The sequence below is a fragment of the Photobacterium chitinilyticum genome (assembly GCF_004104355.1).
Lineage (GTDB): Bacteria > Pseudomonadota > Gammaproteobacteria > Enterobacterales > Vibrionaceae > Photobacterium > Photobacterium chitinilyticum.
In genome coordinates, this window is sequence record NZ_RJLM01000001.1 from 41,390 (window position 1) to 66,070 (window position 24,681).

Here is a 24,681-nt window from a genome sequence, read left to right on the forward strand (position 1 = left end):
CCTTCGGCGGCCAACTGAGGTGTGCATTCAAATACAGCTAATATTTTAGGAGTATTTCCATGGAAAACATGTTCAAGCGTTCGCTGCTCAGTGCTGTTGTTGTCGGTATTATGGCAGGCACGGCCGTCACCATAACCCCTTCGGCGCATGCGAGTGGTTTTTTTGAAGACTCGTCAATTAACGGTGCGATTAACTTTTGGATGCGTGATCGTACTCGTGGTGGTTTTGATGCTGAAACGGGTCAAGATACAAGTAAAACTCCCAATCTCGACCACGGCTCGATTTATACCAGCCTAGGCTTTAATTCGGGATACGCGAATGATGTCGTTGGTCTGGACTTAAATGTCTATGCGACCTTTGATATGTGGCAAAACGCTTCACCTGATCATGAAATGAATTTCTGGAATGTTGACAATCCATTTGATATGAACCCAGCTAACAATGAATGTCAGAATGTCACAACCAACCCGGAAACAGGGGAGCTGGAAGAGAGTAATAGCCAGTGGAATAGCAGCTGTACCGACAATGGCATCAGCTATCAGACCGTGGCGGCTAAGTTCAAGTTAGGCCAGGACGGTACTGCTAAACTGGGTTATTTTCAGCCATCGGTTCCTTCGGCTATCGGCGTAAACTGGAGCTATGCAGCAGGCACCTGGCTTGGTGGTGAGGTTGGCTATAAGTTCGATAACTTAGAGCTGGGTGTTGTATACGGTGCCAAATACAAAGCGCCATGGTTTAAAGATACTTACAGTCTACAAACAACTAACGGTGAAGACGCCGGAGATGCCTACTCTGTCGGTGCACGTTACACCTTCAATAATGGTTTGCTGCTTGATGTGGCCTATGCCGGTCTGACTGATGGCGACCGTAAAAATGCTCATGTGAAAGTGAACGATACTCTGGATAACGGTTGGTACCTTGCTGGTCAATTATATGTTGTCGATGATGATGAGGAGTTTGACAGTACGGCTTATCAGTTAGCGTTTATGTCTGCGAAAACGTACGGGGCTTATTCTGTTCGTGCCGAAGCGACCTATACAGCGGCGGAGTCTATTGATTCAACGGCTGTCGGGAACATGTCGTATCGCCTGACTTCTGCGTACGGTGGTTCAAACGGCACTTATGATATTTGGTGGAACAACCGTTCTGATTTTAACCATGATGGCGAATTTGCCGGATTTGCATCTGTCTCACGCGACTTTAGCGATGTTGGCGCTCAAGGGTTCAGTGCCGGTGTTTCGGGCGCATTCGGTTTCGCTTCTTCCGATATTAGTGGTGTCGATGACCTGTTTGAATATGCCGGCAGCGTGTTCGCGAATTATGCGATACAGGGCGGGACACTGCAGGGGGCGAATCTAGGTTTCTATTACACTGAATACATCAACGATACCGACGCTGGCAACTGGGCACCTTATACCAACTTGTTCCAGGACGAATCTGATATCAAGGTAACCCTAACGATTCCGTTTACCATTAAGTAAGAACGATACGTATATCCGTTGTTAGTTCTCGAGCCGGGCCGCTAGCCCGGCTCTCTTGTATCACAGGAGAAACACAAAACGTGTCAGATATGAGAGGAACTATTTCTTTGTTTCAAAAAATAATCCTGTCCTATTTGTCAAATGGCCACTGTCCTATACTCAGTGTGGATCTGAACCACATTGATGAGAGGGTGTATGAAAACGCTATTTGCAGCAAGTCTTGTTCTTATGATGTCGCTTTCCTCAAACTTGGCTATTGCAAGCAATGGCTCCGGTGGTGCGCCAGCGATGCCAATCTATCGGTGTGTTATTGATACTGATAGTAGTGCTAAAGAAGAGTGGGTACCGCATCATATTTGCCTGCAGAAAGGTGGTAAGACATATTTCTAGTAACTTGAGTCGCTTGGAAGTATTTCGCTTTTCAAGCGACTGCTTTTGACTTAGTCAGTCATTATTTACCGGTCTGAAAACATCTTCCGTTTTGTTATATTTGTACAATTGATTCACAGTGCTAAAATAGCAGCCAATTTGTTGTCAGGCAGCTATTTGTGCTGTCGGACTCTACTATTTCATTTAGGTACTTTCAGATGACGGTTAAAACTCGCTTTGCACCGAGCCCAACAGGCTTTTTGCACGTAGGTGGTGCTCGTACGGCTCTATATTCTTGGTTATTCGCGAAACATATGGGTGGCGAATTTGTTCTTCGTATTGAAGATACAGACCTTGAACGCTCTACACAGGAAGCGATCGATGCCATCCTTGAAGGTATGGAGTGGCTGGGTTTGGACTGGGATGAAGGTCCTCATTATCAAACCAAGCGTTTTGATCGTTATAACCAGCTAATTGATCAGCTGATTGCCGAAGACAAGGCTTACAAGTGCTACTGTCCGAAAGAGCTGCTTGATGAGCTACGTGAAGAGCAGATGGCTGCAGGCCTGAAGCCTCGCTACGATGCTAACCATCCTAAAATTGTCGCGGCGAACGGTGTGGCGACTGAAGAGTCACCATTTGTTATTCGCTTCCGTAATCCGAAAGAGGGCACGGTTGTATTTGACGATCATGTTCGCGGACGTATCGAAATCGCCAACAGCGAGCTTGATGATCTGATCATCCGCCGTACTGATGGCAGCCCGACGTACAACTTCTGTGTGGTAGTTGATGACTGGGATATGGGGATCACACAGGTAGTTCGTGGTGAAGACCATATCAACAATACTCCTCGTCAGATCAATATCTATACTGCTCTAGGCGCACCTGTGCCTGAGTTTGCGCACTGCGCAATGATCCTTGGTGATGACGGGGCTAAATTGTCCAAGCGTCACGGGGCAGTAAGTGTTATGCAGTACCGTGACGAAGGCTACTTGCCACAGGCTCTGCTCAATTACCTAATACGCCTGGGCTGGTCTCATGGTGATCAGGAAATCTTCTCACTCGAGGAAATGATCAAGCTGTTCACTCTTGATTCGATCAGTAAGTCTGCGTCTGCATTTAATACAGATAAGCTATTGTGGCTAAATAACCACTATATCAAGACCGCTGAACCTGAGTATGTGGCTAAATATCTACAGTGGCATCTTGATCAGAAAGAAATTGATACCGCCAACGGCCCGGCGATTACTGATGTGATTGCTTTAGTGGGTGAACGTTGTAATACGTTGATTGAACTTGCAGAGCAGTCTCGCTATTTCTATCAGGATTTCAGCGAGTTTGAAGCTGGCGCAGCGAAGAAGCATCTACGCCCAGTGGCAAAAGACGCACTTGCTCTAGCGCTTTCAAAAGTCGAAGCATTAGCGGAATGGACGACAGAGAATCTTCACAGCGTGATCAAAGAAACGTGTGAGGAGCTTGAGCTAGGTATGGGTAAAGTAGGTATGCCTTTACGTGTTGCTGTTACCGGCCAGGGCCAATCTCCGTCGGTAGATGCGGTAATGCAGCTGATCGGCAAAGAACGTGTTGTGACGCGGATTAATATGGCATTGGCTTTTATTGCTGAGCGTGAAGCAAACGCATAAGGTCATGATTGTTGCTCTTAGTTATCGAATTTGAAAAATGTGATGTGGTTATCACTAATGGCTCTAGTGCTTGCATATTAGGTTTAGCCTATTGACATGAATTCGTTAAGTTTTTATTATGGCGCAACAATTTGGGGCTATAGCTCAGCTGGGAGAGCGCTTCGCTGGCAGCGAAGAGGTCTGCGGTTCGATCCCGCATAGCTCCACCAAATTTATCTGAATTTTCTTCTTGTTGAGAAAGTTCGGCAGACACGAAACCTCGCATTTATGCGGGGTTTTTTGTTATCTGGCGTTTGAAAATATCCACATTGGCATAATAGGAGTTGTGCTACGGTATATGCCGAGTTTCTCATAGAGTTGCTGTGAAGAGATTTGTTTCGGTAAGTTGAGAACAGTGCCCGTAGGATAAAAATTACGGATGGTACGGTTTGATCTTAAGAGAGAAAATGGCGCTCCCTGCAGGATTCGAACCTGCGGCCTTCCCCTTAGGAGGGGGACGCTCTATCCAGCTGAGCTAAGGGAGCATTCAAGACTGGGCTTGAAATACCATTATACCTAAAATATTACTGATTTTAAGTAATTAGTGTTAACGCGGAAGCTGCTTGGTCAGTAAATCACCAGGTTGGATACTACTAGCCAGATCAGCTTGCTCGACGGAAAGCTCTGTCGATTTCTCGTAAACGCGATCTACCGTTAGGGTAATGTCCGTCTGGACCATACGATTGCGTGGAATTCCCTGCTGATCGATAAAGCCTGCGCTATGCCAAAGTTTCAGCTGATCACCTCGCTTCACCCCGTGAATACGACCGATATTGATTTGAACCTTGTTGCCATAAACGTTCACGATCTCCGGTAAGCTAGTCCTGCATGACAATGAGCTCTCAAGATCTAACATCATGTTGCGACTAACGCGTTGTATTGCCTGTCCGTAGCTGGACTGCCAGAAACGGGCACTTTTAGTGTCAACCTGGCTGACTCGCGAGAAGGGCCACTCGGCGATTTCTCGATAATTGTTCTGCATCAGCACTTCACCCGTTTTGCCATCCATAATCTCGATCGTGACGGCAAATTGACGGTTTACCTGGTCACTCTTCAGTAACTTTTGGTCCAGGGTTGAAGTTAGGTCGGTAATTTGACCGTTAATAATATACTGTGCGTCATTATCTTCAGCCAGCATCATCATGGCGGATGGCTGCCCTGCATTGACAGGAACTCGCGTGGTACCCGAAACAACAAAGCTCTGTGATTTTCGCTCAATTTGGCGTTTTAGCATTGTAGAGAAATCATCACCGAGCTGATAAATTCCACCCATCGCGGCGTGTTGCGGTGAGATAATCTTAAAGCCAGCCAGCAGCACCCCTTTCTTGTATTGGATCTTGTGGCAACTATTTGCCGACGGGTAAACATCGATTCGTGCTGTTAGGTAAAACTTGCCGCTTTTCTTGCGCGTTTGGATTACCATGACATGACGTACTTCATTACCGCTAAACTGATACTCTGCACGCTCCGAAGACAGGTAAGGTCTAAGATTAGGGAAGCTGCCAAGATCGGCACCTGCATATCCCATAGCCTGATAAACGGCATCCTCCAGCGCATTAGTTCTGGCTGTATTTTCACTTTCAAGTAGCACGGCAGAACCTGTGACTTCTAGCCAGGCGGCGTTGAGCTGGAATGTGACAAGAAGGCATAGGCTGCTTAGGGTGTTAAATAGTTTTCTATTCATTAGTTTCAACTTAGGTATGAAAATTGCTTACTCAGTGACTAGCTAAAGAAAAATTGCCGTTTCTTTAATTAGGTACGGAACATTCATGCAAAGAGTGTTCCTGATAGCACTTTTTGAAATGGCTAGGTATAAATGAGTAAAGTTTTTCTTTATATAAACGATAACAGGCTACAACTCTCTTTTCATCCGGAGCTGGCAAGAATGAAAAAATGGATAGTCCTGATACTGGCAGCGATGACTGTATCTTGCTCATACTCTCCGATATATAACGGTAAAGAGCCCTATATGGGAAGTTCTTTTCTGTTAACGGAAACGCCACGTCATACGATGGATTTCTTTATTGAAGGGCTAACCGAGCAGTTGGTGACATCGAATCAGTACCTGAGTGCAAAAACCCCCCTTGCTGTGACATCATTTGTGGATTTGCAAGAAATGAATGAAACCAACTGGCTGGGTAATACCGTGACGGAAGGTTTTATGTATCAAATGCAGCAGCGCGGCTATACCGTAGTGGACTACAAAGCCACAGGGGCAATTAAAGTGACTGCTGACGGTGACTTTGCCATTAGCCGAAACTGGCGTGAGCTAGCTGGTGAACAGCCTGTTGATTATGTGCTGACAGGAACGATGCTGCGCCAGGGCGCAGGTGTACTGGTCAACGCCCGGATCATCGGCATGCGATCTCGTGTTGTGATTGCTTCTGCGCAAGGTTTTTTACCGGCAGATAGAATTGGACGTGACTTGGATACATTGAATAAAATGCGGGTCCAAAATGGTGTTATTATTCGCAACGAAGTGACTACTTTTGATCGTAATACCGTTGTCTTAAAACCTTAGGAGTTGTTATGCGTTACTGGTTTCTGCTAGTTTTTTTCGCGTTGGCGGGCTGTCAGCCTTTAACAGAGATCCGTAATGATGATCTGATCACCTCGGTAGGCTATGCATCCATCAGCGAGCAGCGAGGCCGCACAATTGAAGAGAAACGTGTCCGTGCGATGCGTGCATCTAAAATTGATGCATATCGTGAGCTGACGGAGCAGGTTTACGGAATGCGGATTAGTGCTCGTGCCGGCTTGGAAGATCAGCAGCTTGGTGTTGAAAACACCGACGGTGCGGTAGATGGAATTATTCGTGGCGCAGAGGTACTTCGAAGCTACCCGGTTGGTGACAGTTTCGTTACTGAGATGCAGTTGGATCTTCGTAAGATGGATCGAATGAAGCAGCACGGTGAAGTTTACCATGTGCCGACTAACCAAGAGACTATGTTTTAGTGGCGAAGTGTTTTATCGCTAAGTTTTAAGGTTAAGAGAGCAGAATTTAAGATACTGGTTTGCGCTACGCTTTGATATTAGTACCCAGCGAACGGATGTTTTGTGCAACTCCCTCACTGTTGTAGGTCATCTGTTGTTTGCCACGGCTCTGTTGGAATAAGTTATTTAGCTTATGGAAGCTGAGCTGGGCACGCTGGAGTGCCTCCCCATTAACTTCATTGATTTCTTTACAGCGATTGACCGTTGCCTTAATTGACTCAACTTTCTGTGCCAATTCAGGATTATCAGTGAGCTGTTGTCGTTGGGTATGACTTGCAATCAGGTGATCCTGCTGCTGCACCTGATTGATCAGGGCGAGCTTATCGGTTGCAAGTCTGGCAATATCAGTTGCCTTGCGTTCGACGATGGCGGCTTTTTCTTGTTCTAGAAGACGGGAGAGAGAAACAAGTGTTGCTAATTGCAGCTCTAGTAACTGTTCAATAGTTTGGGCCATTTACTTCTCTCGTTATACATAGCAACGCGTTAATCTGAATATCAGATACCACGGAGTTCATCTTCAAATTTCATCATGTTAGATGCCAGCTTGTCGGCATCGACAACGTAAGAGCCATTTGAAATGGCGTCTTTGATCGCCGCTACCTTGGCGCTGTCAAAGCTTGGCTCGGCTGCAAGCTGCTGGTGGATCTGTCCGACCGCCTTGCCTTGCGAACTTAGCGAAACTGCATCTTTCTGGCCGCTTCCAACAGACGTAGGCTGTTGATTTTTTGCAGCCCCTGATGTTGAGCCCGATACGCTGCCATGATTGCTGCGTGTCGTGGTCATCGGATGACCTGAGCGTAGCTGATCAATACTTGCCATAAATAAAGCCTTTGAACAATTTACTAGAGACAGCCATTACTTCGGCAGGGTCTGTAATAACTTTAGCATTAAATTAAAAGTTTACAGTTACTTCACCAACGCCGGTAATAGTACCATCGACAACCCGTTTTGACTTGGTGTTTTGAACCCGGATTTGCTCCCCGAGAGAGCCGTCAGAAAGTGCTGTCCCTTTGGTAACTATATTCAGTCCGCTGCGACCAGCCTTGATAAGGACAGAATCATTGCGGCAAACGAGGCAGATATCACTGCCTTGAATAGCGTCGCCCATGTTAACATTCCGTTTTACTTTAGAGCCAATGATTTGTTGCGGGTGTTCGAAAACTACACCACGTTGAAAACGGGTTTCCACCATTTGCACGGCAAGATCGGAGGCGGATAATACGACTCCTCGAGCCAGTGGCTTGGTAGCGACGACGCGGGGAAGAAGAAGTTGGATACGTACCGGTACATAGACTTGCCAGCTTTCCGAACGGCAACTTACCAGTACAGTAACATTTCCTGTTAAGGATTGTTTGCCGGGAACGGAGCTCTCGAGGTGCTCTGGGCATATCGTGAGTTTTAGTCGAGAATCTAAATTTGCAGCCTTAACAGTCAGTTGGCTTTTTGGCGGGAAATCGACAATTGTTTTGACGTATTCTTCAGCGGTATGCTGTACCATATTTAAGGTATTTTGAGGTGCAGCTGATACAAAAGTACTAAAGAAAAATACCAGTAGGCCGAAAAAAATGGTTAAGAGTGTTAAATGTGTTCTTTGGGTCACGGTTTTTACTCTTTAATGCAAGGTCTAAGGGGCTACAATTAGCCTCAGCTCATCATATGTGATTTGTAATGAGAATTCTCATTTAACACGTATAGAAATAAAAACGCATAATATGGAGTCACCTTATGTCGGGGATACTTGATTCAGTGAATCAGCGCACCCAGCTTGTCGGCCAAAACCGTTTGGAACTGTTAACCTTTCGGCTCAACCGACGTCAGCGCTATGGGATAAATGTATTTAAGGTCAAAGAGGTGCTTCAGTGCCCGAAACTGACAACGATGCCTAACTTGCACCCGCTCGTAAAAGGCATTGCTCATATTCGTGGACAAACTATTTCTGTTATTGATATGAGCCTGGCAACCGGTGGCCGCCCAATCGAGGATTTAGATAATTGCTTTGTGATCATTTCGGAATTTAACCGTTCGATTCAGGGCTTCCTGGTGTCATCCGTAGAGCGCATCATCAACATGAACTGGGAATCAATCCTGCCGCCGCCAAAAGGTGCTGGCAAGGATAACTACCTGACAGCGGTGACTGAAATCGATAATGAGCTAGTCGAGATCTTGGATGTTGAAAAAATCCTGGATGATATCTCTCCTGTTAATACCGATATTACCGGCACTGTACTTGAAGAGTTGATTGATGAGCTCCCTGCTCTTCGCCGTGTATTGGTTGCCGATGATTCCAGTGTGGCTCGCAAGCAGGTGCAACGGGCGATCGAGGCAATAGGCTGTGAGTGTGTGCTAGTTAAAGACGGTAAGGAAGCGATCGACAAGCTAAGGGAAATGGCTAAAGAGGCAAGTATCTATGAGCAGCTTGCGTTGGTGATTTCAGATATTGAAATGCCGGAGATGGATGGTTATACCTTAACGGCAGAAATTCGTAATGATGCCAATTTGAAAGATTTACATGTTATCCTGCACACTTCATTGAGTGGTGTTTTTAACCAGGCAATGGTTGAGCGTGTAGGTGCCAATGCATTCATCCCTAAGTTTAACCCGGATGAGCTGGGGGCTGCGGTTAAGGCCGCCATGCCGGAATAATCTGATTAAAGAGTAGTAGATGACAGCCATAACAATTAAAGACCAGGAATACCGTGATTTTTGCCGCTTTTTAGAAGCGCAATGCGGCATTGTACTTGGCGACAGTAAGCAATACCTGGTTCGTAGCCGCCTGAGTCCATTGGTCAGCCGATTTTCGCTATCATCTCTTTCCGAGTTATTGCAAGTTGTGATCAGCGGCCGTAACCGAGAGCTACGTGTCGCAGCAGTTGATGCTATGACGACTAATGAGACGTTGTGGTTTCGTGATTCCTATCCGTATGCGGTACTGGGTGACAAGATCTTACCGGAGCTTGCTGCCAATAAGCGCCCGATTAAGATTTGGTCATCGGCAAGTTCTTCAGGTCAGGAACCGTATTCGATAGCGATGACAGTGCTGGAAACTCAGAATCGTCGTCCGGGAATGATCGCCGGTGGCGTTCAGATCACGGCAACAGACATATCGCAGACAATGCTAGATACGTGTCGCGCCGGTATTTATGACAATCTGGCACTGAGCCGTGGACTTTCACCGGATCGCCGTCGTGTTTTCTTTGAGAATAATGGCGACGGCCGAATGAAGGTGAACGATAAAGTGAAGCGGATGGTAAGTTTCCGTCCGCAGAACTTGAAAGACAGTTATGCACTATTGGGTAAATTCGACGTGATTTTCTGTCGCAACGTACTGATTTACTTTTCGCCTGAGATGAAGGGAAAAGTATTGAACCAGATGGCTGCCAGCCTGAACCCAGGCGGGTATTTGCTGCTAGGTGCGTCAGAGTCACTCACCGGGCTGACTGACAAGTTTGAGATGATCCGCTGTAATCCTGGGATTATCTACAAGCTAAAATAGAATCGAGAAAGCACAGAGCCTAGGCTCTAGGAAAAGTAAGAGCTTTTCGGTTCGGTGAGCCAGTCTTGCAAGACCCAATGAGTCATCGAGGAACGCCCTATGTTCCTCGATACTCAGTTTCCTCTTTAATCCCTCTTTCCGTATAAAACTTGGCATACCATTTGCTTCTATATCGATAACGATTTTTGGAGGCAGTTATGTCCATCTCTTTTGATAAAGCATTAGGTATTCACCAGCATACAGTTGGCGTACGTGGCAAACGTGCGGAAACACTGGCGAGCAACATTGCCAATGCCAATACTCCTGGCTACAAAGCAAAAGATATCGACTTCCAGCGGGCGTTGAATGCGGCAACCTCAGAGGCAAAGATTGGCCTGAGTCGCACTGATGGTCGGCATATATCTGCCTCTACAAAAATAATGGGTGAACAAAAGTACCGTGTACCCAATCAACCTGATACCGGCGACGGCAATACGGTTGATGCACAGCTGGAGCAAAACCTATTTATGCAGAATTCACTGGAATACCAGGCTTCACTCGACTTTCTGGGCTCCAAGTTTAAAAACCTGAGCAAGGCATTAAAAGGAGAATAATAAATGAGTTTGTTTAACGTCTTTAATGTCACCGGATCGGCTATGAGTGCGGAATCAGTCCGTCTGAATACCACTTCCAGTAACTTGGCCAATGCCAACAGTGTAAGTAGTTCTGCGGAAGAAACGTATAAAGCACGCCACCCAATATTTGCGGCAGCGTTGCAGAATGCCAGCTATCAGCGTGATGAAAGCGTACCTGTTCAGGTTAAAGGCATTGTTGAAAGCCAGAAGCCGCTACGTGCTGAATATAATCCAGAGCACCCGCTGGCGAACGCGGAAGGCTATATCTATAAGCCGAATGTCAACGTGATGGAAGAAATGGCCAACATGATTTCAGCTTCTCGATCCTATCAAAGTAATGTCCAGGTAGCAGATGCCAGTAAGCAGATGCTGATGAGCACATTGCAGATGGGTAAATAAGGTAAGGAGTAACTGTTATGACCAGTATTAACGGCGCAGGTCAAAGCAACTTGTCCTACCTTGATCAGCTCAAGGGGATGCAAGAGAAAAAGCTGCAGGAAGATCAGAAAGTCACCACCGGTCAGAATGAACTGAAGCAGGAAGATTTTCTCTCGTTGCTGACCAAGCAGCTTGCCCAGCAGGATCCGTTCAAGCCTGTCGGCAATGATCAGATGATTGCCCAGATGGCATCATTTGCCACGGTTGACGGGATCACCCAGATGAATGAGCAGTTTGGCAGCCTTAACTCGGCCATGACGTCAAATCAGGCCCTGCAGGCATCTTCACTGGTTGGGCGTGATGTACTTATTCCTAGCTCTACTGGGGTGAAGCAAGCGGAAGGTGGTATGGCCGGAATGGTGAAACTGCCTCAGGCGCTGGATAACATGATGGTCAGGGTCGAAAACGAGCAGGGCCAGTTAATCAAAACCTTCGATATGGGGGCCAAACCGCCAGGCGAGCACCGCCTGGAATGGGACGGTACCGATGAAAGAGGCAATGTCTTGCCGGAAGGCCGCTATCAGCTAAAGGTTGCCGGGCTGGTTGATGGTGAAAGCCGGGAATTTGATGTGTCTACCTATGCAAATGTAAACAGTGTGTTGCTTGGTAATGGTGATGGCAATGTCATGCTTAACCTTGCGGGCTTTGACTCGCCATTCAAACTTGCTGAAGTGCTTGAAGTCGGCAAGGTATAACAGGTCTTAGGAGATTCATACAATGGGATTTAATATTTCACTAAGTGGTATTGGGGCATCACAGAAAGACCTGAATACCACCAGTAACAACATTGCCAACTCAAATACCTACGGCTTTAAAGAGTCACGTGCCGAGTTTGGTGATGTTTATTCAAGCTCGGTGTTTTCGAATGCCAAAACCACAACCGGTGGTGGTGTTCAGACTTCAGTGGTTGCACAGCAATTCCACGAAGGCTCCAGTATTTATACCAATAACCCAATGGATCTTCGGATCTCGGGGAGCGGTTTTTTTGCTGTCGCTGAAGACAAGCTGCAGCCACAAAACAACAGTTTGACACGTAACGGTGCCTTTCACCTGAACAAAGATAATAATATTGTTAACTCGGAAGGGCAGTACCTGCTGGGCTATAAGGTCGACCAGGAAACCGATCAGGTTACATCGTATGAATCCCAGTCGATGAAAGTCCCGGATCAGTTTGGCCAGCCAAAAGAATCAGAGAACATCGACATTGGTGTGAATCTTCCGGCATCGGCCGAGGCGAAAAATCCGGGCAACTTCGATTTCAATGAAGCAAGCACCTATAACAAGTCAACCTCGCTGACCATGTACGACTCTCTGGGTCAGCCGTACAAAATGACTACGTATTATGTCAAGGATAATGGCGGTGAGGCTGCGGCGCCTCCGGCACTTGATGCCGATGGAAATCCCATTCCGGCTGATCCGGCTGCCGATGGTGCGGCGGACGCTGCTGCTGATGCTGGCGGTGCCGATAACCGCTGGGCAGTTTACTATACCGTGACAGATGCCTCTGGTGAAAAGGCGGTAGATGTTAATCTGACTCCGGAAGGTGATGGCGAAGTTGCTTCTGGTGATGCAAATGGTCCGTTGTCCAGCAGTGGCCACCAGGGTCACTATGTGGAATTTAATACTGATGGCTCAGTGAAGTCGGTTAATAATGGTAACCCTATCGTTACCGAAGAACTCGGGGCGGCTGGTGCCGGTCTGGAAATGAACGGTGCGAGTGAAGCCCAGAAACTGAACATTAAGTTTGACGAACCCACTCAGTATGCGGCGCCATTTGAGATCCGTCGCTTTAGCGAGGACGGTGCAACCACAGGCTACCTGGCTAAAGTTGATATTGATCCTAAAGGTTCGATTGTCGCGACATACAGTAACGGCGAGAACGTTACGCTGGGGCGTGTTGGTATGGTACGAGTGCCGAATGAGCAGGGCTTGGTTTCTAAAGGTGGTACACAGTGGGTTACCAGCCAGGATTCTGGTGCTGCTATCTGGGGTGAAGCCAGCCAAGGGGCATTCGGTGGGATCAAGAGTGGTACGCTTGAGCAATCGAATATCGATATGACGCAGGAGCTGGTGGATTTGATCACAGCTCAGCGTAACTTCCAGGCCAACTCGCGTGCATTGGAAGTCGATAACCAGCTACAGCAGACGATTCTGCAGATCCGATAATTACCTGCTTGCCAGTAAGTCTTTAAGATTTGCCGCTTGATTGGCCTAGTGTCGAATAAGCGGCAAGTCTTGTCCTTGCCCGTCATAAAATTGTCCCTTCTTTGCCCCTATTCAGGGCTAAAATTCTCAATTCGTTGATTTATTGCACTATATTAATGGTGGCACAGTTATTGCTTCGAAAACACTAGATTGTGATTGGAGAGTCAATAATGGATCGTTCACTGTATTTAGCCATGAGTGGTGCCAAACAGGATATGTATGGCATGCAGCTTCATGCCAACAACCTTGCTAACGTGAGAACCACGGGTTTTCGCGCAGATCTCGAGCAGGCTCGTAGCATGCAGGCATACGGTGAAGGTTTGCCGTCACGCGTCTTCGCGATGACAGAGCGTCCGGGGCAGGACTTCTCCCAGGGCTCAGTGATGACAACTGGGCGAGATCTGGATGTTACTGTCGAGGGAGACGGTTGGTTAGCCGTATTGGATCCCTCGGGCCAGGAAGCCTACACCCGCGCCGGCCATTTGAAAATCGACCAGACGGGAATGCTGCAAAACAGCAATGGTAACCTGATGCTCGGTGAGAATGGCGGGCCGATCTTTATTCCTCTTCCAATCAGTAAAATTGAAATCGGTAACGATGGCACGATCTCTGTCCTCCCTCAGGGCGCGCCGCCTGAAGCTATGGAAACCGTGGATCGTCTTAAGCTGGTTCGCCCAGGTAATCGTGATGTCTATAAAGACGTTAACGGTTTATTCAAATCTAAGACCCCCGGTGAAGTATTCGATGCAGATGCGGGCGTAACCCTGCTTAGTGGTGCGCTGGAAGGCAGTAACGTCAATGCTGTCGGAGAAATGACTAGCATGATCGACTTGCAGCGTCATTTCGAAATGCAGGTCAAATTAATGAAAACGGCAGAAGAAATGGATGCTGCGTCATCTTCACTGCTGCGTTTAGGCTAAACCGATAAAAGGAATCGAACATGCATCCAGCTTTATGGGTAAGTAAAACAGGTCTTGACGCTCAGCAAACGAATATCTCGACCATTTCTAACAACCTGGCTAACGCCTCAACAGTGGGCTTTAAGAAAAGCCGGGCCGTTTTTGAAGATTTGTTCTATCAGAACATTAATCAGCCGGGGGGCCAGTCAACGCAAGATACTGAGTTGCCTTCAGGTTTGATGCTGGGTGCCGGTTCTAAAGTGGTTGCTACGCAGAAGGTATTTACCCAGGGTAATACTCAAACGACCAACAATGCGATGGATATGATGATCGAGGGAGATGGTTTCTTCCAGATCCTCTTGCCGGACGGCAATATGGGCTATACCCGTAATGGTCAGTTCACGATTAATGGCGATGGTCAGCTTGTTACAACCGGATCCGGTTATGTACTGCAGCCTGAAATTGTTGTTCCTGAAGATGCTGTCGGTGTAACGGTCGGTACCGATGGTGAAGTCTCCGCGCGTATTCGGGGTCAGCAGGAAAATCAGGTGTTGGGGCAGATCACGACGGTTGATTTTATCAACCCCGGCGGCCTTGAACCGATTGGCCAGAACTTGTTTTTGCCAACCGGTGCCAGTGGTGACGCTCAGGAAGGTGTTCCGGGCCTTGATGGCTTGGGGGCGGTTCGTCAGTCGATGCTGGAAACATCCAACGTTAACGTAACAGAAGAGCTGGTCAATATGATTGAGGCGCAGCGAGTCTACGAGATGAACTCGAAGGTGATTTCAACCGTTGACCAGATGCTAAGCTACGTCAACCAGCAGTTATAACAGGGAGTTAATGTCGTGATGAAGAAAATCATTATAGGTTTGGCTGTTATTCTTTCTGGTTGCTCTCAACTGCAGACGGAAGAGTCGGATGTCGCTCAGGCAACGACCTCGGTCGATGCGGTCGAGGGGACTACCGATCCAAGTACGGGGTTGATTGATATGCTGCGCCGCCGTGAGGATCCGCAGGCTGGTGATCCGGCCTGGGCAAGTATTCGACCTCAGGAGAAGCCTGAGCACTATGCGACGGCTACAGGTTCGCTGTTCGATGTGGCGGGCGCTCAGGATCTCTATGATGATACCAAGCCGCGTGGGATTGGTGATATTGTCACTATTTTGCTGGAAGAGAAGACTCAGGCCAAGAAGACTGCCAGTTCTGATCTGGATAAATCGACAGACTTGTCGATGGATCCATTGGCTCTTGGCGGGAAAGAAATGACGATTGGCGACCGCAATTTGTCCTATGAATTGAAAAACGCCAATAAGTTTGCCGGTAGTACTTCTGCCGATCAGAGCAATAGCATCAAGGGATCTATTTCAGTCGAAGTGATCGATGTTCTTGCCAATGGTAACTTATTGGTTCGTGGCGAGAAGTGGCTGACACTCAATACTGGCGATGAGTACATCCGGGTCAGCGGAACAGTCCGTCCGGATGATATCAGCCAGGAAAATACCATAGCTTCAACCCGAATCGCCAATGCGCGTATTCAGTACTCCGGTACCGGTGAGCGACAGGACGTTCAAGAGCAGGGGTGGTTGGCCCGCTTCTTTAATGTCAGTATTTAACTCTATTTCGTTTGAATGATAAGTGACATTACGGAGCACTGAAGTGAGATTCCAGACTTTTTGCATTGGCTTGATGATGCTGTTGGCACTACCGTTGCAGGCGGCACGAATTAAAGATGTATCAGAAGTTGCCGGGGTTCGGAGTAACCAATTGGTTGGCTATGGTCTGGTTGTCGGTTTGCCGGGCACGGGTGAGACGACGCCATTTACGGACCAGAGCTTCAATGCCATGCTGCAAAATTTTGGAATTCAGCTACCTGCGGGCACCAAGCCAAAGACAAAGAACGTTGCCGCAGTTGCGGTGAATGCGACGTTGCCACCGTTTACCAAGCAGGGACAGACGATTGATATAACGGTTTCGTCGATTGGGTCTGCAAAAAGTTTGCGTGGCGGTACATTGCTTCAAACCTTCCTTAAAGGTTTGGACGGCAAGGTATATGCGATTGCACAGGGCAGCTTGGTTGTCGGCGGGTTCAGTGCAACAGGAGCTGATGGTTCGAAAGTAGTGGGTAATATACCGACTGTCGGTCGGATCTCAAACGGTGCGATGGTTGAACAGGAAGTGCCAAACCCGTTTGGTCGCGGTGATTTTCTGACGTTCAATCTGTTCGAGTCCGATTTTACCACGGCACAGCGTATGGCAGATGCCGTTAACCAATTTCTTGGTCCGCAAATGGCGGCAGCGGTAGACGCGACATCTGTACGGGTACGAGCTCCGCGTGATGTCAGCCAACGAGTAGCCTTTTTGTCGACAGTCGAAAATCTCGAGTTTGATCCGGCGGACGGTGCTGCAAAAATCATCGTTAACTCTCGTACCGGCACGATTGTTGTTGGTCAGAATGTGAAGCTAAAGCCTGCGGCTATTACCCACGGTGGTATGACCGTTTCGATTAAGGAAAACTATTCCGTCAGTCAGCCAAACGGCTTATCCGGCGGGAATACGGTGGTTGTGCCGAACTCTGATATCGAGGTTACCGAGGAAGACTCCCGGATGTTCAAATTCGAGCCGGGGATCACTCTTGATGAATTGGTACGTGCGGTTAATCAGGTCGGTGCCGCGCCCTCAGATTTAATGGCTATCTTGCAGGCGCTGAAGCAGGCCGGGGCGATTGAAGGTCAGTTGATCATTATTTAAATAGGTCTTTGGTTCTGAGTATGAAAACAACCAATCCGGGCTTCGTCCACGATATTTCCAACCTTGAGCGACTAAGGGCTGGGATCAATGATGATGAAAGTCAGTCTTTGCGGGCGGCTGCGCAGCAGTTTGAAGCTATTTTTACTCAGATGCTGTTTAAGTCGATGCGCCAGGCCAATGAAGTATTCGAATCTGATCTGATGAGCAGTAGCAACAGTAAGTTCTTCGAGCAGATGCATGACGAGCAGATGGCCAGTGAGTTGAGTTCTACCGGCTCGCTGGGATTGGCTGATCTTATTGTCTCCCAGCTTGGAGGGGAAGAAGATGCTCAGAGTCCTATTCCGCCTTCAGAGCAGGACTTTCGCGAAGCGATAAAAGAAGCACCACTGAACTTGCCTTTTGATACCAAAGGGAAGCAGCCGGATAAGGCGATGGTAGAAAAGGCTGCCGATGATGCGTTGAAAATTATGCAGCAAGCTCAGCCAGCCACCTTTACCGCTCCTCTTCCGCCTTTGAAGCCTCAGCAAAATCAGCGTGGTTTTGATTCTCCTCAAGACTTTGTCAACCGGATGCGCCCCTATGCTGAAAAAGCGGCTCATGCCATAGGTACCGAGCCATCAGTGCTTATTGCCCAGGCTGCACTAGAAACGGGCTGGGGAAAGAAGGTTATTAAAAACGCGGCCGGTAACAGTAATAATCTGTTTAATATCAAAGCCGATCCGCGTTGGTCTGGTAACAAAGTCGCGACCAATACCCTAGAGTTCCATAATGGAATACCGGTGCAGCAAAAGGCGGCATTCCGCTCTTATGACAGCTATCAGGACAGCTTCAATGACTATGTTCGTTTCCTGAATCAGAATCCGCGTTATTCCGAAGCTTTGGATCAGCCAGCTGATCCGGTGCATTTCATCCGTAACCTGCACAAGGCTGGTTACGCGACGGATCCTGAATACTCTAACAAGGTGATCAGTGTGATGGACACGGTAAACAGACTAATGGAATAGGCAACCCTTTGCCTCTGCTTAAAAAAACACCACCCCATCCAAAGCAAGTATCAATAAAATCAAAAGCTTAAGCGTGCTTTAAAGTTGGAACACTTTTTGCATTTAAGCTATTGAATAATTGTAACCCCCTCACTTTTCCGGAGGCTCCATGGGGTTTGACTTGCTAAATATGGGCTCACAAGGTCTGATGACTGCACAGCGGCAGTTAAATACGACCGGCCATAACATTAACAATGTTAATACCGAAGGCTACAGCCGCCAATCTGTTGTTCAGCAAGCCAATGATCCTATTTGGTGGGGGGGCAGCCAGTATGGTACCGGCGTGCATGCGGCAGAAGTTCGCCGCGGCTTCGACCAGTTTGCCACCAATGAATTAAACCTGACAACCACCAACCTGAGCTATGCGACCGAGCGAGAAGGTCAGCTGGGCCGTCTGGATAATATGTTGGCCAATAGCGCCAAGAAAATTCCCGAGGACATGAACCAGTGGTACGACGCGGTCAAGGCGCTGGCTGATAGCCCGAATGACATGGGATCGCGCAAGGTGGTGCTTGAAAAAGCAAAGATGGTGACAGCAGGGCTAAACGATAATCATGGCACTTTGTCACGTCAGAAATCAGAAACCAATGAAGTATTGTCCCGGACATTGAATCGGGTGAATGATATCGCCAAGGAGCTGGTGGACGTACACAAGGCGCTGGTGAAAACGCCGGCTTCCGGTCACGACAATGATCTTCTGGATCGCCATCAGAACTTAATCAATGAGCTGTCGGAATACACGAAAGTTACTGTTACCCGAAAGAATGCCGAAAGTTTCAATGTCATGATCGGCAGTGGGCATACCTTGGTATCAGGAACGGAATCCAGTGAATTGCGGATGGTCAGCGGTAAGCCGGATCCGCAGCAGACCCAGTTGGCAGTCGTCGAAGGCAAGTCGCTAAAAACTATCCGTAATGATGATATCGGCGGCAAGATGGCGGCATTGTTCCAGTTTCGGGATGAAACACTGACCCATGCCATGGATGAAGTCGGCCGTATCGCAATTGGTTTTTCCCAATCGGTAAACGAGCTTCAGCAGCAGGGGTTGGATCTCAATGGTCAGGTGGGCCAGGACATGTTCCGTGATGTTAATGATCCGGCTGTTGCAGCTGCACGAGCGATATTGCCGGTTGGTTCGACGGCAGAGGTGAAGGTGTATATCGACGATTTGAGCAAAGTTAAAATCGGAGAATACGGCCTGGCTTTCGACGGGAGCCAGCACACCTTGGCATTGCCGGACGGCTCCCGACAGAACGTGATCCCGAGCGGAACTCCACCGTCGTTTACTATGGATGGTTTTCGGGTCGAAATGGCAGCGCCATTGAAAGCGGGCGAGCATGTTGTGCTTCGCCCGACGCGCTCTGCCGCGGGAGAAATCAGTGTCAGCATGACTGATCCGGCAAAAATTGCCGCTCAAAGTTATTTGAGCTCTGCGAGCAAGACTCAGGGGCAGGCGGATTTTAATATTACCCAGCAGGGTGCTTTGTCAGAGTTTCAGGTGGCAGTATCACCGGATGCCAGCCAGTTTGCCGTACTGGATATGAAAGGCAATATTTTGCAGCCCCCACAGCCTTACCCGCCAGCGGGAGAGGTCGTTGTCGGTGGTACCGGATTTACTCTGGAGCAAGGAGCTGCCGGCGGTGATGTTTTTGCCGTTAACCTGAATTCGGCTGATGGTGACAATGGCAACCTGATCAAGATGCAGACCCTGCAGGCCGAGAAGATCATGGATGAGGGACGCTCTACCGTGATTGATGTCTATCAGGGCCTGAACACCGAGATGGGGGTGCAAAAAGCATCGGCAGCCCGTCTTAAAGAAGTTGGACTGGTCGAGAAAGACGCTGCGGAAAGCCGGGTCGCAGAAATTTCTGGTGTGAACCTCGATGAGGAAGCCGCCAATATGATGAAGTTCCAGCAAGCCTATATGGCCTCGTCACGCATAATGACGGTTGCCAACGAAACCTTCGATACGTTACTTAACGTGTCACGCTAGGGAGACTGATAACCATGATCAGCCGAATGGCAACTTTCCATAATTACCGTTCTGTCGCGAATGACATGAATCGTCAGCAGGTAAAAGTGCAGGAAAATCAGGAGCAGCTGGCAAGCGGAAAGCGTTTGCTTACCGCTGGTGATGATCCGGTATCTTCGATTTATATTCAGAACTTTGATCAGCAAAATACTCAGATCGAGCAATCACTCAAGTCGATCACCCTGGCACGTAATCGCCTGGATAATGAAGAGACTGCGATCACTGAAGCTGAAAACCTGCTTGATGATGCAAAGCGCAAGACCATGATGATGGTCAATGGCTCGTTGTCGGGTGATGATCGAACGGCCCACAAGCAAGACATGCAGGGACTGTTTGACTCATTTATGAATATGGTCAACACCAAGGATGAATCCGGTAATTTTATTTTTGCCGGCACCCAGTACAGCAAGCAGCCTTTTTTCCGAGACAATAACGGCCAAGTTACCTATTCCGGTGATAGCTATCAGCGGATGGCCAAAGTTGCCCCGTCGGTTGAGGTCCCGATGAATGATGCAGGTGACAAGCTATTCATGGAAGTGTCCAATCCATATGGTGACTACCAGCCAGATTATCAGCTGCAAAGTGGTTCGCTACTACTCTTGTCTCAGGCCAGCAATACCAATGATGCTGATCAATCGGCGTATCGTGTCGAGTTTGCGACTACCTCGACCGGACCGGCCTATAAGTTGTTTCAGAATGGGAGCGAGGTCAGTAGTGGATCGTTTGATCCGGGCAAGGGGATCCAGTGGGGAACCTTGCAGGTCGATCTAGAGGGAGAAATCGAAGACGGTGATGTCATTGATTTGTCACGTCAGGACAAGGTCGATGTATTTGATGCTTTCAGGCGCAGTATTGAGCTGTCGGATAGCGATGTCTCTGATGCTTCTGCTTCTGCTGAGCTTCACCAGGCAGTTGCTGATTTGTCGGAAGGATTTAAACATATCAACCGGGCACGTTCTGAAATTGGTACTCGCCTGCAAACTTTGGATCGCCAGGAAAATATGCATGAAGACTTTAGGATCGTGATGACCCAGGCTCGCGGTACGCTGGAGGATCTGGATTATGCGACGGCAGTTATCGACCTTAATGAAAATATGATGGCACTGCAGGCTTCTCAGCAGGCATTCGCCAAAACCAAAGATTTGAACTTGTTTAACTATATCTAACACAAAAGCAATATCGATGGTGATAGCTGAACTTATTCACAGCGGCAACAGCTATTACCACTCCGGCAAAAATGGTAATGCCGATGGGCATAGGGTTGCCGCTGATCTGATTTAAAGAATAGATTCAAGCATAAGTCATTGAAATTAAGTTTATTTAATTTTGGCATGATGATTGCTAATACTAGGTTGGTGGCAAAGACGTTGCCAACAATTTTAATATAGCTGGCCCCGCTTCACTGTCTTTCGTATTGACTGTTGCGGGTAGGCTGTTTCGCTGATGAAGAGCGAAAGTCAAAGGAGAGCAAAATGGGTGTAACAGTAAACACCAACGTGTCTGCCATGACTGCGCAGCGTTACCTGGGCAAAGCGTCAGATAGTCTTAGTACCTCGATGGAACGTCTATCGACTGGTAGTAAGATCAACAGTGCAAAAGACGATGCGGCGGGCCTGCAGATTTCCAACCGTTTGGTGGCACAGACGCGAGGTCTGAACGTAGCAATGCGAAATGCCAATGATGGTATTTCGATTGCACAGACAGCTGAAGGTGCAATGCAGGAATCAACCAGCATCCTACAGCGTATGCGAGATCTGTCACTACAGTCTTCGAATGGTGCCAACTCGGATGATGATCGAGTGGCAATTCAGGAAGAAGTGACTGCACTGCAGGATGAATTGAACCGTATCGCCGAAACTACGGCATTTGGTGGTCGTAAGCTACTTAATGGTACTTTTGGCGAAGCGGCATTTCAGATTGGTGCGGATTCGGGTGAAGCGATCATTATGGGGATGACGAGCATCCGTGCTGATGACTCCCGTATGGGCGGCAGCTTGCTAACATCAGATAAGAAGCTTGTTGCTGACGCGACCGTAAAGGCAGATACCGATGTCACACTTACCGTTACCGATAAATTAGGTAACGCTACGGATGTAACTGTCACTCTGCTGCAGGGTGATGATATCGAAGAAATAGCAACTCGCATGAACGGTCAGAATGACATCATCAATACTTCAGTAACTGAAGATGGCCAATTGCAGTTCTTTGCCGGTGATGGCGCTGTTTCTGTCAAGACTGGCACATTAACCATGTTAGGTAGCGACGGTAAAGATATTGATGCAACGATCGCGGGGGTTGCTGTTAATCAATCAGCCGGTGATATTGACGTGCGCTCTGTTGGCGGAGCGCAAAAAGCCGTGCCGATCATTGATGCCGCGCTGAAGTATATTGACAGCCAACGTGCCGACCTAGGTGCAAAACAGAACCGTTTGGGTCACACCATTAACAACTTGGCGAACACCTCTGAAAATGTTTCGGCATCAAATAGCCGAATTCGTGATACGGACTTTGCCAAAGAAACGACAGAAATGACCAAGAGTCAGATCCTGCAACAGGCTAGTACATCTATCTTGGCGCAGGCGAAACAGGTTCCTCAGGCGGCAATGAGCCTACTGCAATAACTTTCCGCTAATCGGGATAGAGCAAAACGGCAAGGGGCAACCCCTTGCCGTTTTCGTATGTGGAATTCGGTGGAAGGTATTGTTACGAGTCACGAGCTATTTGGTATGCCTGATACTCTATGATATTTCCTTATGAGTTAGCATGAGGTTTTTATAATCTGTCTCACCTCTCACCTCTCACCTCTCACCTCTCACCTCTCACCTCTCACCTCTCACCTTTTTTACGCCTATTTTTATTAACTTGATCACGTTTTAATCGATTTTTAAAAAATACAAAAAAAAAGCTTAAAGGTTTTTTGGGGCAGGCCGTTAAAGGTCATGTACAAAGAATAATAAGGTTTTTCCGGCTGGGCTGGTCAAGCCATTTTGAATACTTAAGGAGAGACATTATGGCAGTTACAGTAAATACTAACGTTTCTGCAATGACCGCTCAGCGTTACTTAGGCCAGGCGACTGAATCTACTGGTAAATCGATGGAGCGTCTTGCAACTGGTAGCAAGATCAACAGTGCAAAAGATGATGCGGCAGGTCTGCAGATCTCTAACCGTTTGATGACCCAGAGCCGTGGTCTGGATGTGGCAGTACGTAATGCCAACGACGGTATCTCAATGGCACAGACTGCTGAAGGTTCAATGCAGGAAACCACAAGCATCCTACAGCGTATGCGTGACTTGTCACTACAGTCTTCTAATGGTTCGAACTCACAGGAAGACCGTGATTCAATTCAACAAGAAGTGACTGCGCTGAATGATGAGCTTAACCGTATCGCAGAAACCACATCATTTGGTGGTACCAAGCTGCTGAACGGTGAGTTTGGTTCACGTTCTTTCCAGGTTGGTGCCGATTCTGGTGAAGCGGTACAGATGACGTTCAATAATATGCGCTCTGATGACGCTAAAATGGGTGGTAGTGTATTAACGTCAACCAACAAAATCGGTGCCGGTGATACTGTAAAAGCGGATACAACCGTTGAGCTTAAGGTTACCGATTCATTAGGTAAAGAGACTGCCGTGTCTGTTGACCTGTTGAAAGGCGATGACCGTGAAGAAATTGCAACCCGTATCAATGGCCAGAATGATAAGATCAACGCTTCGCTTACTGAAGACGGCGAGCTGCAATTGTTCTCTAGCGAAGGTACGGTTGGTGTTACAAAAGGTGACCTGACGATGTTGGGTGCCGATGGTAAAACCGATGTCACCGGAACAATCGCAGGTACTGCGGCTAACGAAACCGTTTCAAAAATTGATGTAACCTCTGTCGGTGGTGCTCAAAAAGCGGTTGCTATTCTTGATGGTGCGATGAAGAATGTTGACTCCCACCGTGCTGAGTTGGGTGCGTCTCAGAACCGTTTGAACCACACTATCAACAACCTGAATAACGTTAACGAGAACGTATCTGCATCTAACAGTCGTATCCGTGATACAGACTTTGCGAAAGAGACAACGAACATGACGAAGAACCAGATCCTGTCTCAGGCTTCTACGTCAATTCTTGCTCAGGCAAAACAGGCGCCGCAAGCGGCACTAAGCCTGCTAGGTTAATACCTCGTTATTAACGGCAAGGGGGAAGCTCCTTGCCGTTTTCTGCTATCAGAAGGTGAAAGAATATGGATGTCAAACCTGTTTCTACTTCTTCACTTCCTCCCCGTTCCTCTGAGAATGGCACCCATGCTTCTGTTGGCACAAGTATTGCTTATAAATCTAATAGTGATTCCCAGGGAGCTTCATCTACCGTAAATACCTCCAGCCAACCTGTGACATCCGGCAGCGACAGCGGAAAAGCTGATGTACGCAGGGTCGAACAGAGTGCCAAGGTTGAGCAGCAGCACCAAATGCAGCGTGAGCAACTGGAAAAGGTGGTAGAACGTATCGAAGAGTTTGTCGGCAGTACGCTAAATAAAGGGCTGGCTTTTCGAATTGATGAAGAATCGGGCAAAAATATTGTCACCATTTACGATAAGCGTACCGGTGATATTGTCCGTCAAATTCCTGACCAAGATATGTTAGCACTATCCCGACAGTTGGCAGCTAATTCGGGAGGGTTGTTAACGACGAAAGTGTAA

25 protein-coding genes and 2 tRNA genes are annotated in these 24,681 nt (G+C 47.9%); 22 read left to right on the forward strand and 5 right to left on the reverse strand.

The features are described from left to right. Window positions 1-59: 59 nt before the first annotated feature. The 4 genes from EDI28_RS00215 (at window position 60) to EDI28_RS00230 (ending at window position 3,702) form a co-directional block, all read left to right on the forward strand. The gene (locus EDI28_RS00215; RefSeq protein WP_128781838.1) at window positions 60-1,481 is read left to right on the forward strand and encodes a multidrug transporter; all 1,422 of its coding nucleotides are present in this window, start codon (window positions 60-62) and stop codon (window positions 1,479-1,481) included. A 195-nt stretch (window positions 1,482-1,676) separates the two neighbouring features. Continuing rightward, window positions 1,677-1,871: a hypothetical protein gene (locus EDI28_RS00220; RefSeq protein ID WP_128781839.1), complete on the forward strand. Its 195-nt coding sequence runs from the start codon at window positions 1,677-1,679 to the stop codon at window positions 1,869-1,871. 197 nt (window positions 1,872-2,068) lie between these two features. Then, window positions 2,069-3,493, forward strand: a complete 1,425-nt coding sequence (gltX, locus tag EDI28_RS00225) for a glutamate--tRNA ligase (protein ID WP_128781840.1) — start codon at window positions 2,069-2,071, stop codon at window positions 3,491-3,493. A gap of 133 nt (window positions 3,494-3,626) precedes the next feature. Then, window positions 3,627-3,702, forward strand: a tRNA-Ala gene (locus EDI28_RS00230). A gap of 238 nt (window positions 3,703-3,940) precedes the next feature. Here the strand turns inward: EDI28_RS00230 and EDI28_RS00235 are convergent. Together EDI28_RS00235 and EDI28_RS00240 are read right to left on the reverse strand one after the other, a co-directional pair. Then, window positions 3,941-4,017, reverse strand: a tRNA-Arg gene (locus EDI28_RS00235). A gap of 62 nt (window positions 4,018-4,079) precedes the next feature. Then, complete coding sequence (locus EDI28_RS00240; protein WP_128781841.1) at window positions 4,080-5,216, reverse strand: flagellar assembly protein FlgT; 1,137 nt, start codon at window positions 5,214-5,216, stop codon at window positions 4,080-4,082. Window positions 5,217-5,417: 201 nt separating this feature from the next. On the opposite strand from EDI28_RS00240, the gene EDI28_RS00245 reads away from it, so the two are divergent. Then, the gene (locus EDI28_RS00245; RefSeq protein WP_128781842.1) at window positions 5,418-6,053 is read left to right on the forward strand and encodes a FlgO family outer membrane protein; all 636 of its coding nucleotides are present in this window, start codon (window positions 5,418-5,420) and stop codon (window positions 6,051-6,053) included. Window positions 6,054-6,061: 8 nt separating this feature from the next. Next, the gene (locus EDI28_RS00250) at window positions 6,062-6,487 is read left to right on the forward strand and encodes an LPP20 family lipoprotein (protein WP_128781843.1); all 426 of its coding nucleotides are present in this window, start codon (window positions 6,062-6,064) and stop codon (window positions 6,485-6,487) included. A gap of 64 nt (window positions 6,488-6,551) precedes the next feature. On the opposite strand, the gene EDI28_RS00255 is transcribed toward EDI28_RS00250, so the two are convergent. The 3 genes from EDI28_RS00255 to flgA all read right to left on the reverse strand — a co-directional run bounded on the left by EDI28_RS00255 (window position 6,552) and on the right by flgA (window position 8,126). Further along, on the reverse strand, window positions 6,552-6,980 hold the full coding sequence (locus tag EDI28_RS00255) for a flagella synthesis protein FlgN (protein ID WP_128781844.1): 429 nt from the start codon (window positions 6,978-6,980) through the stop codon (window positions 6,552-6,554). Window positions 6,981-7,021: 41 nt separating this feature from the next. Then, the gene (flgM, locus tag EDI28_RS00260) at window positions 7,022-7,345 is read right to left on the reverse strand and encodes a flagellar biosynthesis anti-sigma factor FlgM (protein WP_128781845.1); all 324 of its coding nucleotides are present in this window, start codon (window positions 7,343-7,345) and stop codon (window positions 7,022-7,024) included. A gap of 73 nt (window positions 7,346-7,418) precedes the next feature. Next, window positions 7,419-8,126 (reverse strand): flagellar basal body P-ring formation chaperone FlgA, encoded by a 708-nt coding sequence (flgA, locus tag EDI28_RS00265; RefSeq protein WP_128781846.1) that lies wholly within the window; start codon window positions 8,124-8,126, stop codon window positions 7,419-7,421. Window positions 8,127-8,251: 125 nt separating this feature from the next. Between flgA and EDI28_RS00270 the strand changes: the two genes are divergently transcribed. The 16 genes from EDI28_RS00270 to EDI28_RS00345 all read left to right on the forward strand — a co-directional run bounded on the left by EDI28_RS00270 (window position 8,252) and on the right by EDI28_RS00345 (window position 24,681). Then, complete coding sequence (locus tag EDI28_RS00270) at window positions 8,252-9,169, forward strand: chemotaxis protein (protein WP_128781847.1); 918 nt, start codon at window positions 8,252-8,254, stop codon at window positions 9,167-9,169. A gap of 19 nt (window positions 9,170-9,188) precedes the next feature. Continuing rightward, on the forward strand, window positions 9,189-10,019 hold the full coding sequence (locus tag EDI28_RS00275; protein ID WP_128781848.1) for a CheR family methyltransferase: 831 nt from the start codon (window positions 9,189-9,191) through the stop codon (window positions 10,017-10,019). Window positions 10,020-10,216: 197 nt separating this feature from the next. After that, entirely contained in the window at window positions 10,217-10,612 is a 396-nt protein-coding gene (flgB, locus tag EDI28_RS00280) for a flagellar basal body rod protein FlgB (RefSeq protein WP_128781849.1), read from the forward strand. A 3-nt stretch (window positions 10,613-10,615) separates the two neighbouring features. Then, window positions 10,616-11,032, forward strand: a complete 417-nt coding sequence (flgC, locus tag EDI28_RS00285; RefSeq protein ID WP_128781850.1) for a flagellar basal body rod protein FlgC — start codon at window positions 10,616-10,618, stop codon at window positions 11,030-11,032. A 17-nt stretch (window positions 11,033-11,049) separates the two neighbouring features. After that, a complete protein-coding gene (flgD, locus tag EDI28_RS00290) occupies window positions 11,050-11,766 on the forward strand; it encodes a flagellar hook assembly protein FlgD (protein WP_128781851.1) in 717 nt (238 codons plus the stop codon). Between the two features lie 22 nt (window positions 11,767-11,788). Next, a complete protein-coding gene (locus EDI28_RS00295) occupies window positions 11,789-13,237 on the forward strand; it encodes a flagellar hook protein FlgE (RefSeq protein WP_128781852.1) in 1,449 nt (482 codons plus the stop codon). A 209-nt stretch (window positions 13,238-13,446) separates the two neighbouring features. Further along, entirely contained in the window at window positions 13,447-14,196 is a 750-nt protein-coding gene (flgF, locus tag EDI28_RS00300; protein WP_128781853.1) for a flagellar basal-body rod protein FlgF, read from the forward strand. A 20-nt stretch (window positions 14,197-14,216) separates the two neighbouring features. Further along, window positions 14,217-15,005 (forward strand): flagellar basal-body rod protein FlgG, encoded by a 789-nt coding sequence (gene flgG / locus EDI28_RS00305; protein WP_128781854.1) that lies wholly within the window; start codon window positions 14,217-14,219, stop codon window positions 15,003-15,005. Between the two features lie 18 nt (window positions 15,006-15,023). Further along, window positions 15,024-15,788 carry a flagellar basal body L-ring protein FlgH gene (gene flgH / locus EDI28_RS00310; protein ID WP_128781855.1) on the forward strand — a complete coding sequence of 255 codons (765 nt, stop codon included), beginning with the start codon at window positions 15,024-15,026 and terminating at the stop codon, window positions 15,786-15,788. Window positions 15,789-15,861: 73 nt separating this feature from the next. Next, window positions 15,862-16,923 (forward strand): flagellar basal body P-ring protein FlgI, encoded by a 1,062-nt coding sequence (locus tag EDI28_RS00315; RefSeq protein ID WP_233353282.1) that lies wholly within the window; start codon window positions 15,862-15,864, stop codon window positions 16,921-16,923. A gap of 20 nt (window positions 16,924-16,943) precedes the next feature. Continuing rightward, complete coding sequence (gene flgJ, locus EDI28_RS00320; RefSeq protein ID WP_128781857.1) at window positions 16,944-17,927, forward strand: flagellar assembly peptidoglycan hydrolase FlgJ; 984 nt, start codon at window positions 16,944-16,946, stop codon at window positions 17,925-17,927. Window positions 17,928-18,075: 148 nt separating this feature from the next. Further along, window positions 18,076-19,959, forward strand: coding sequence for a flagellar hook-associated protein FlgK (gene flgK / locus EDI28_RS00325; RefSeq protein WP_128781858.1), 1,884 nt, complete (start codon window positions 18,076-18,078; stop codon window positions 19,957-19,959). Window positions 19,960-19,973: 14 nt separating this feature from the next. Further along, entirely contained in the window at window positions 19,974-21,164 is a 1,191-nt protein-coding gene (gene flgL, locus EDI28_RS00330) for a flagellar hook-associated protein FlgL (protein ID WP_128781859.1), read from the forward strand. Window positions 21,165-21,503: 339 nt separating this feature from the next. Next, window positions 21,504-22,619, forward strand: a complete 1,116-nt coding sequence (locus EDI28_RS00335) for a flagellin (RefSeq protein ID WP_438942781.1) — start codon at window positions 21,504-21,506, stop codon at window positions 22,617-22,619. 389 nt (window positions 22,620-23,008) lie between these two features. Then, a complete protein-coding gene (locus EDI28_RS00340) occupies window positions 23,009-24,160 on the forward strand; it encodes a flagellin (RefSeq protein WP_128781861.1) in 1,152 nt (383 codons plus the stop codon). A gap of 65 nt (window positions 24,161-24,225) precedes the next feature. Further along, window positions 24,226-24,681 (forward strand): flagellar protein FlaG, encoded by a 456-nt coding sequence (locus EDI28_RS00345; RefSeq protein ID WP_128781862.1) that lies wholly within the window; start codon window positions 24,226-24,228, stop codon window positions 24,679-24,681.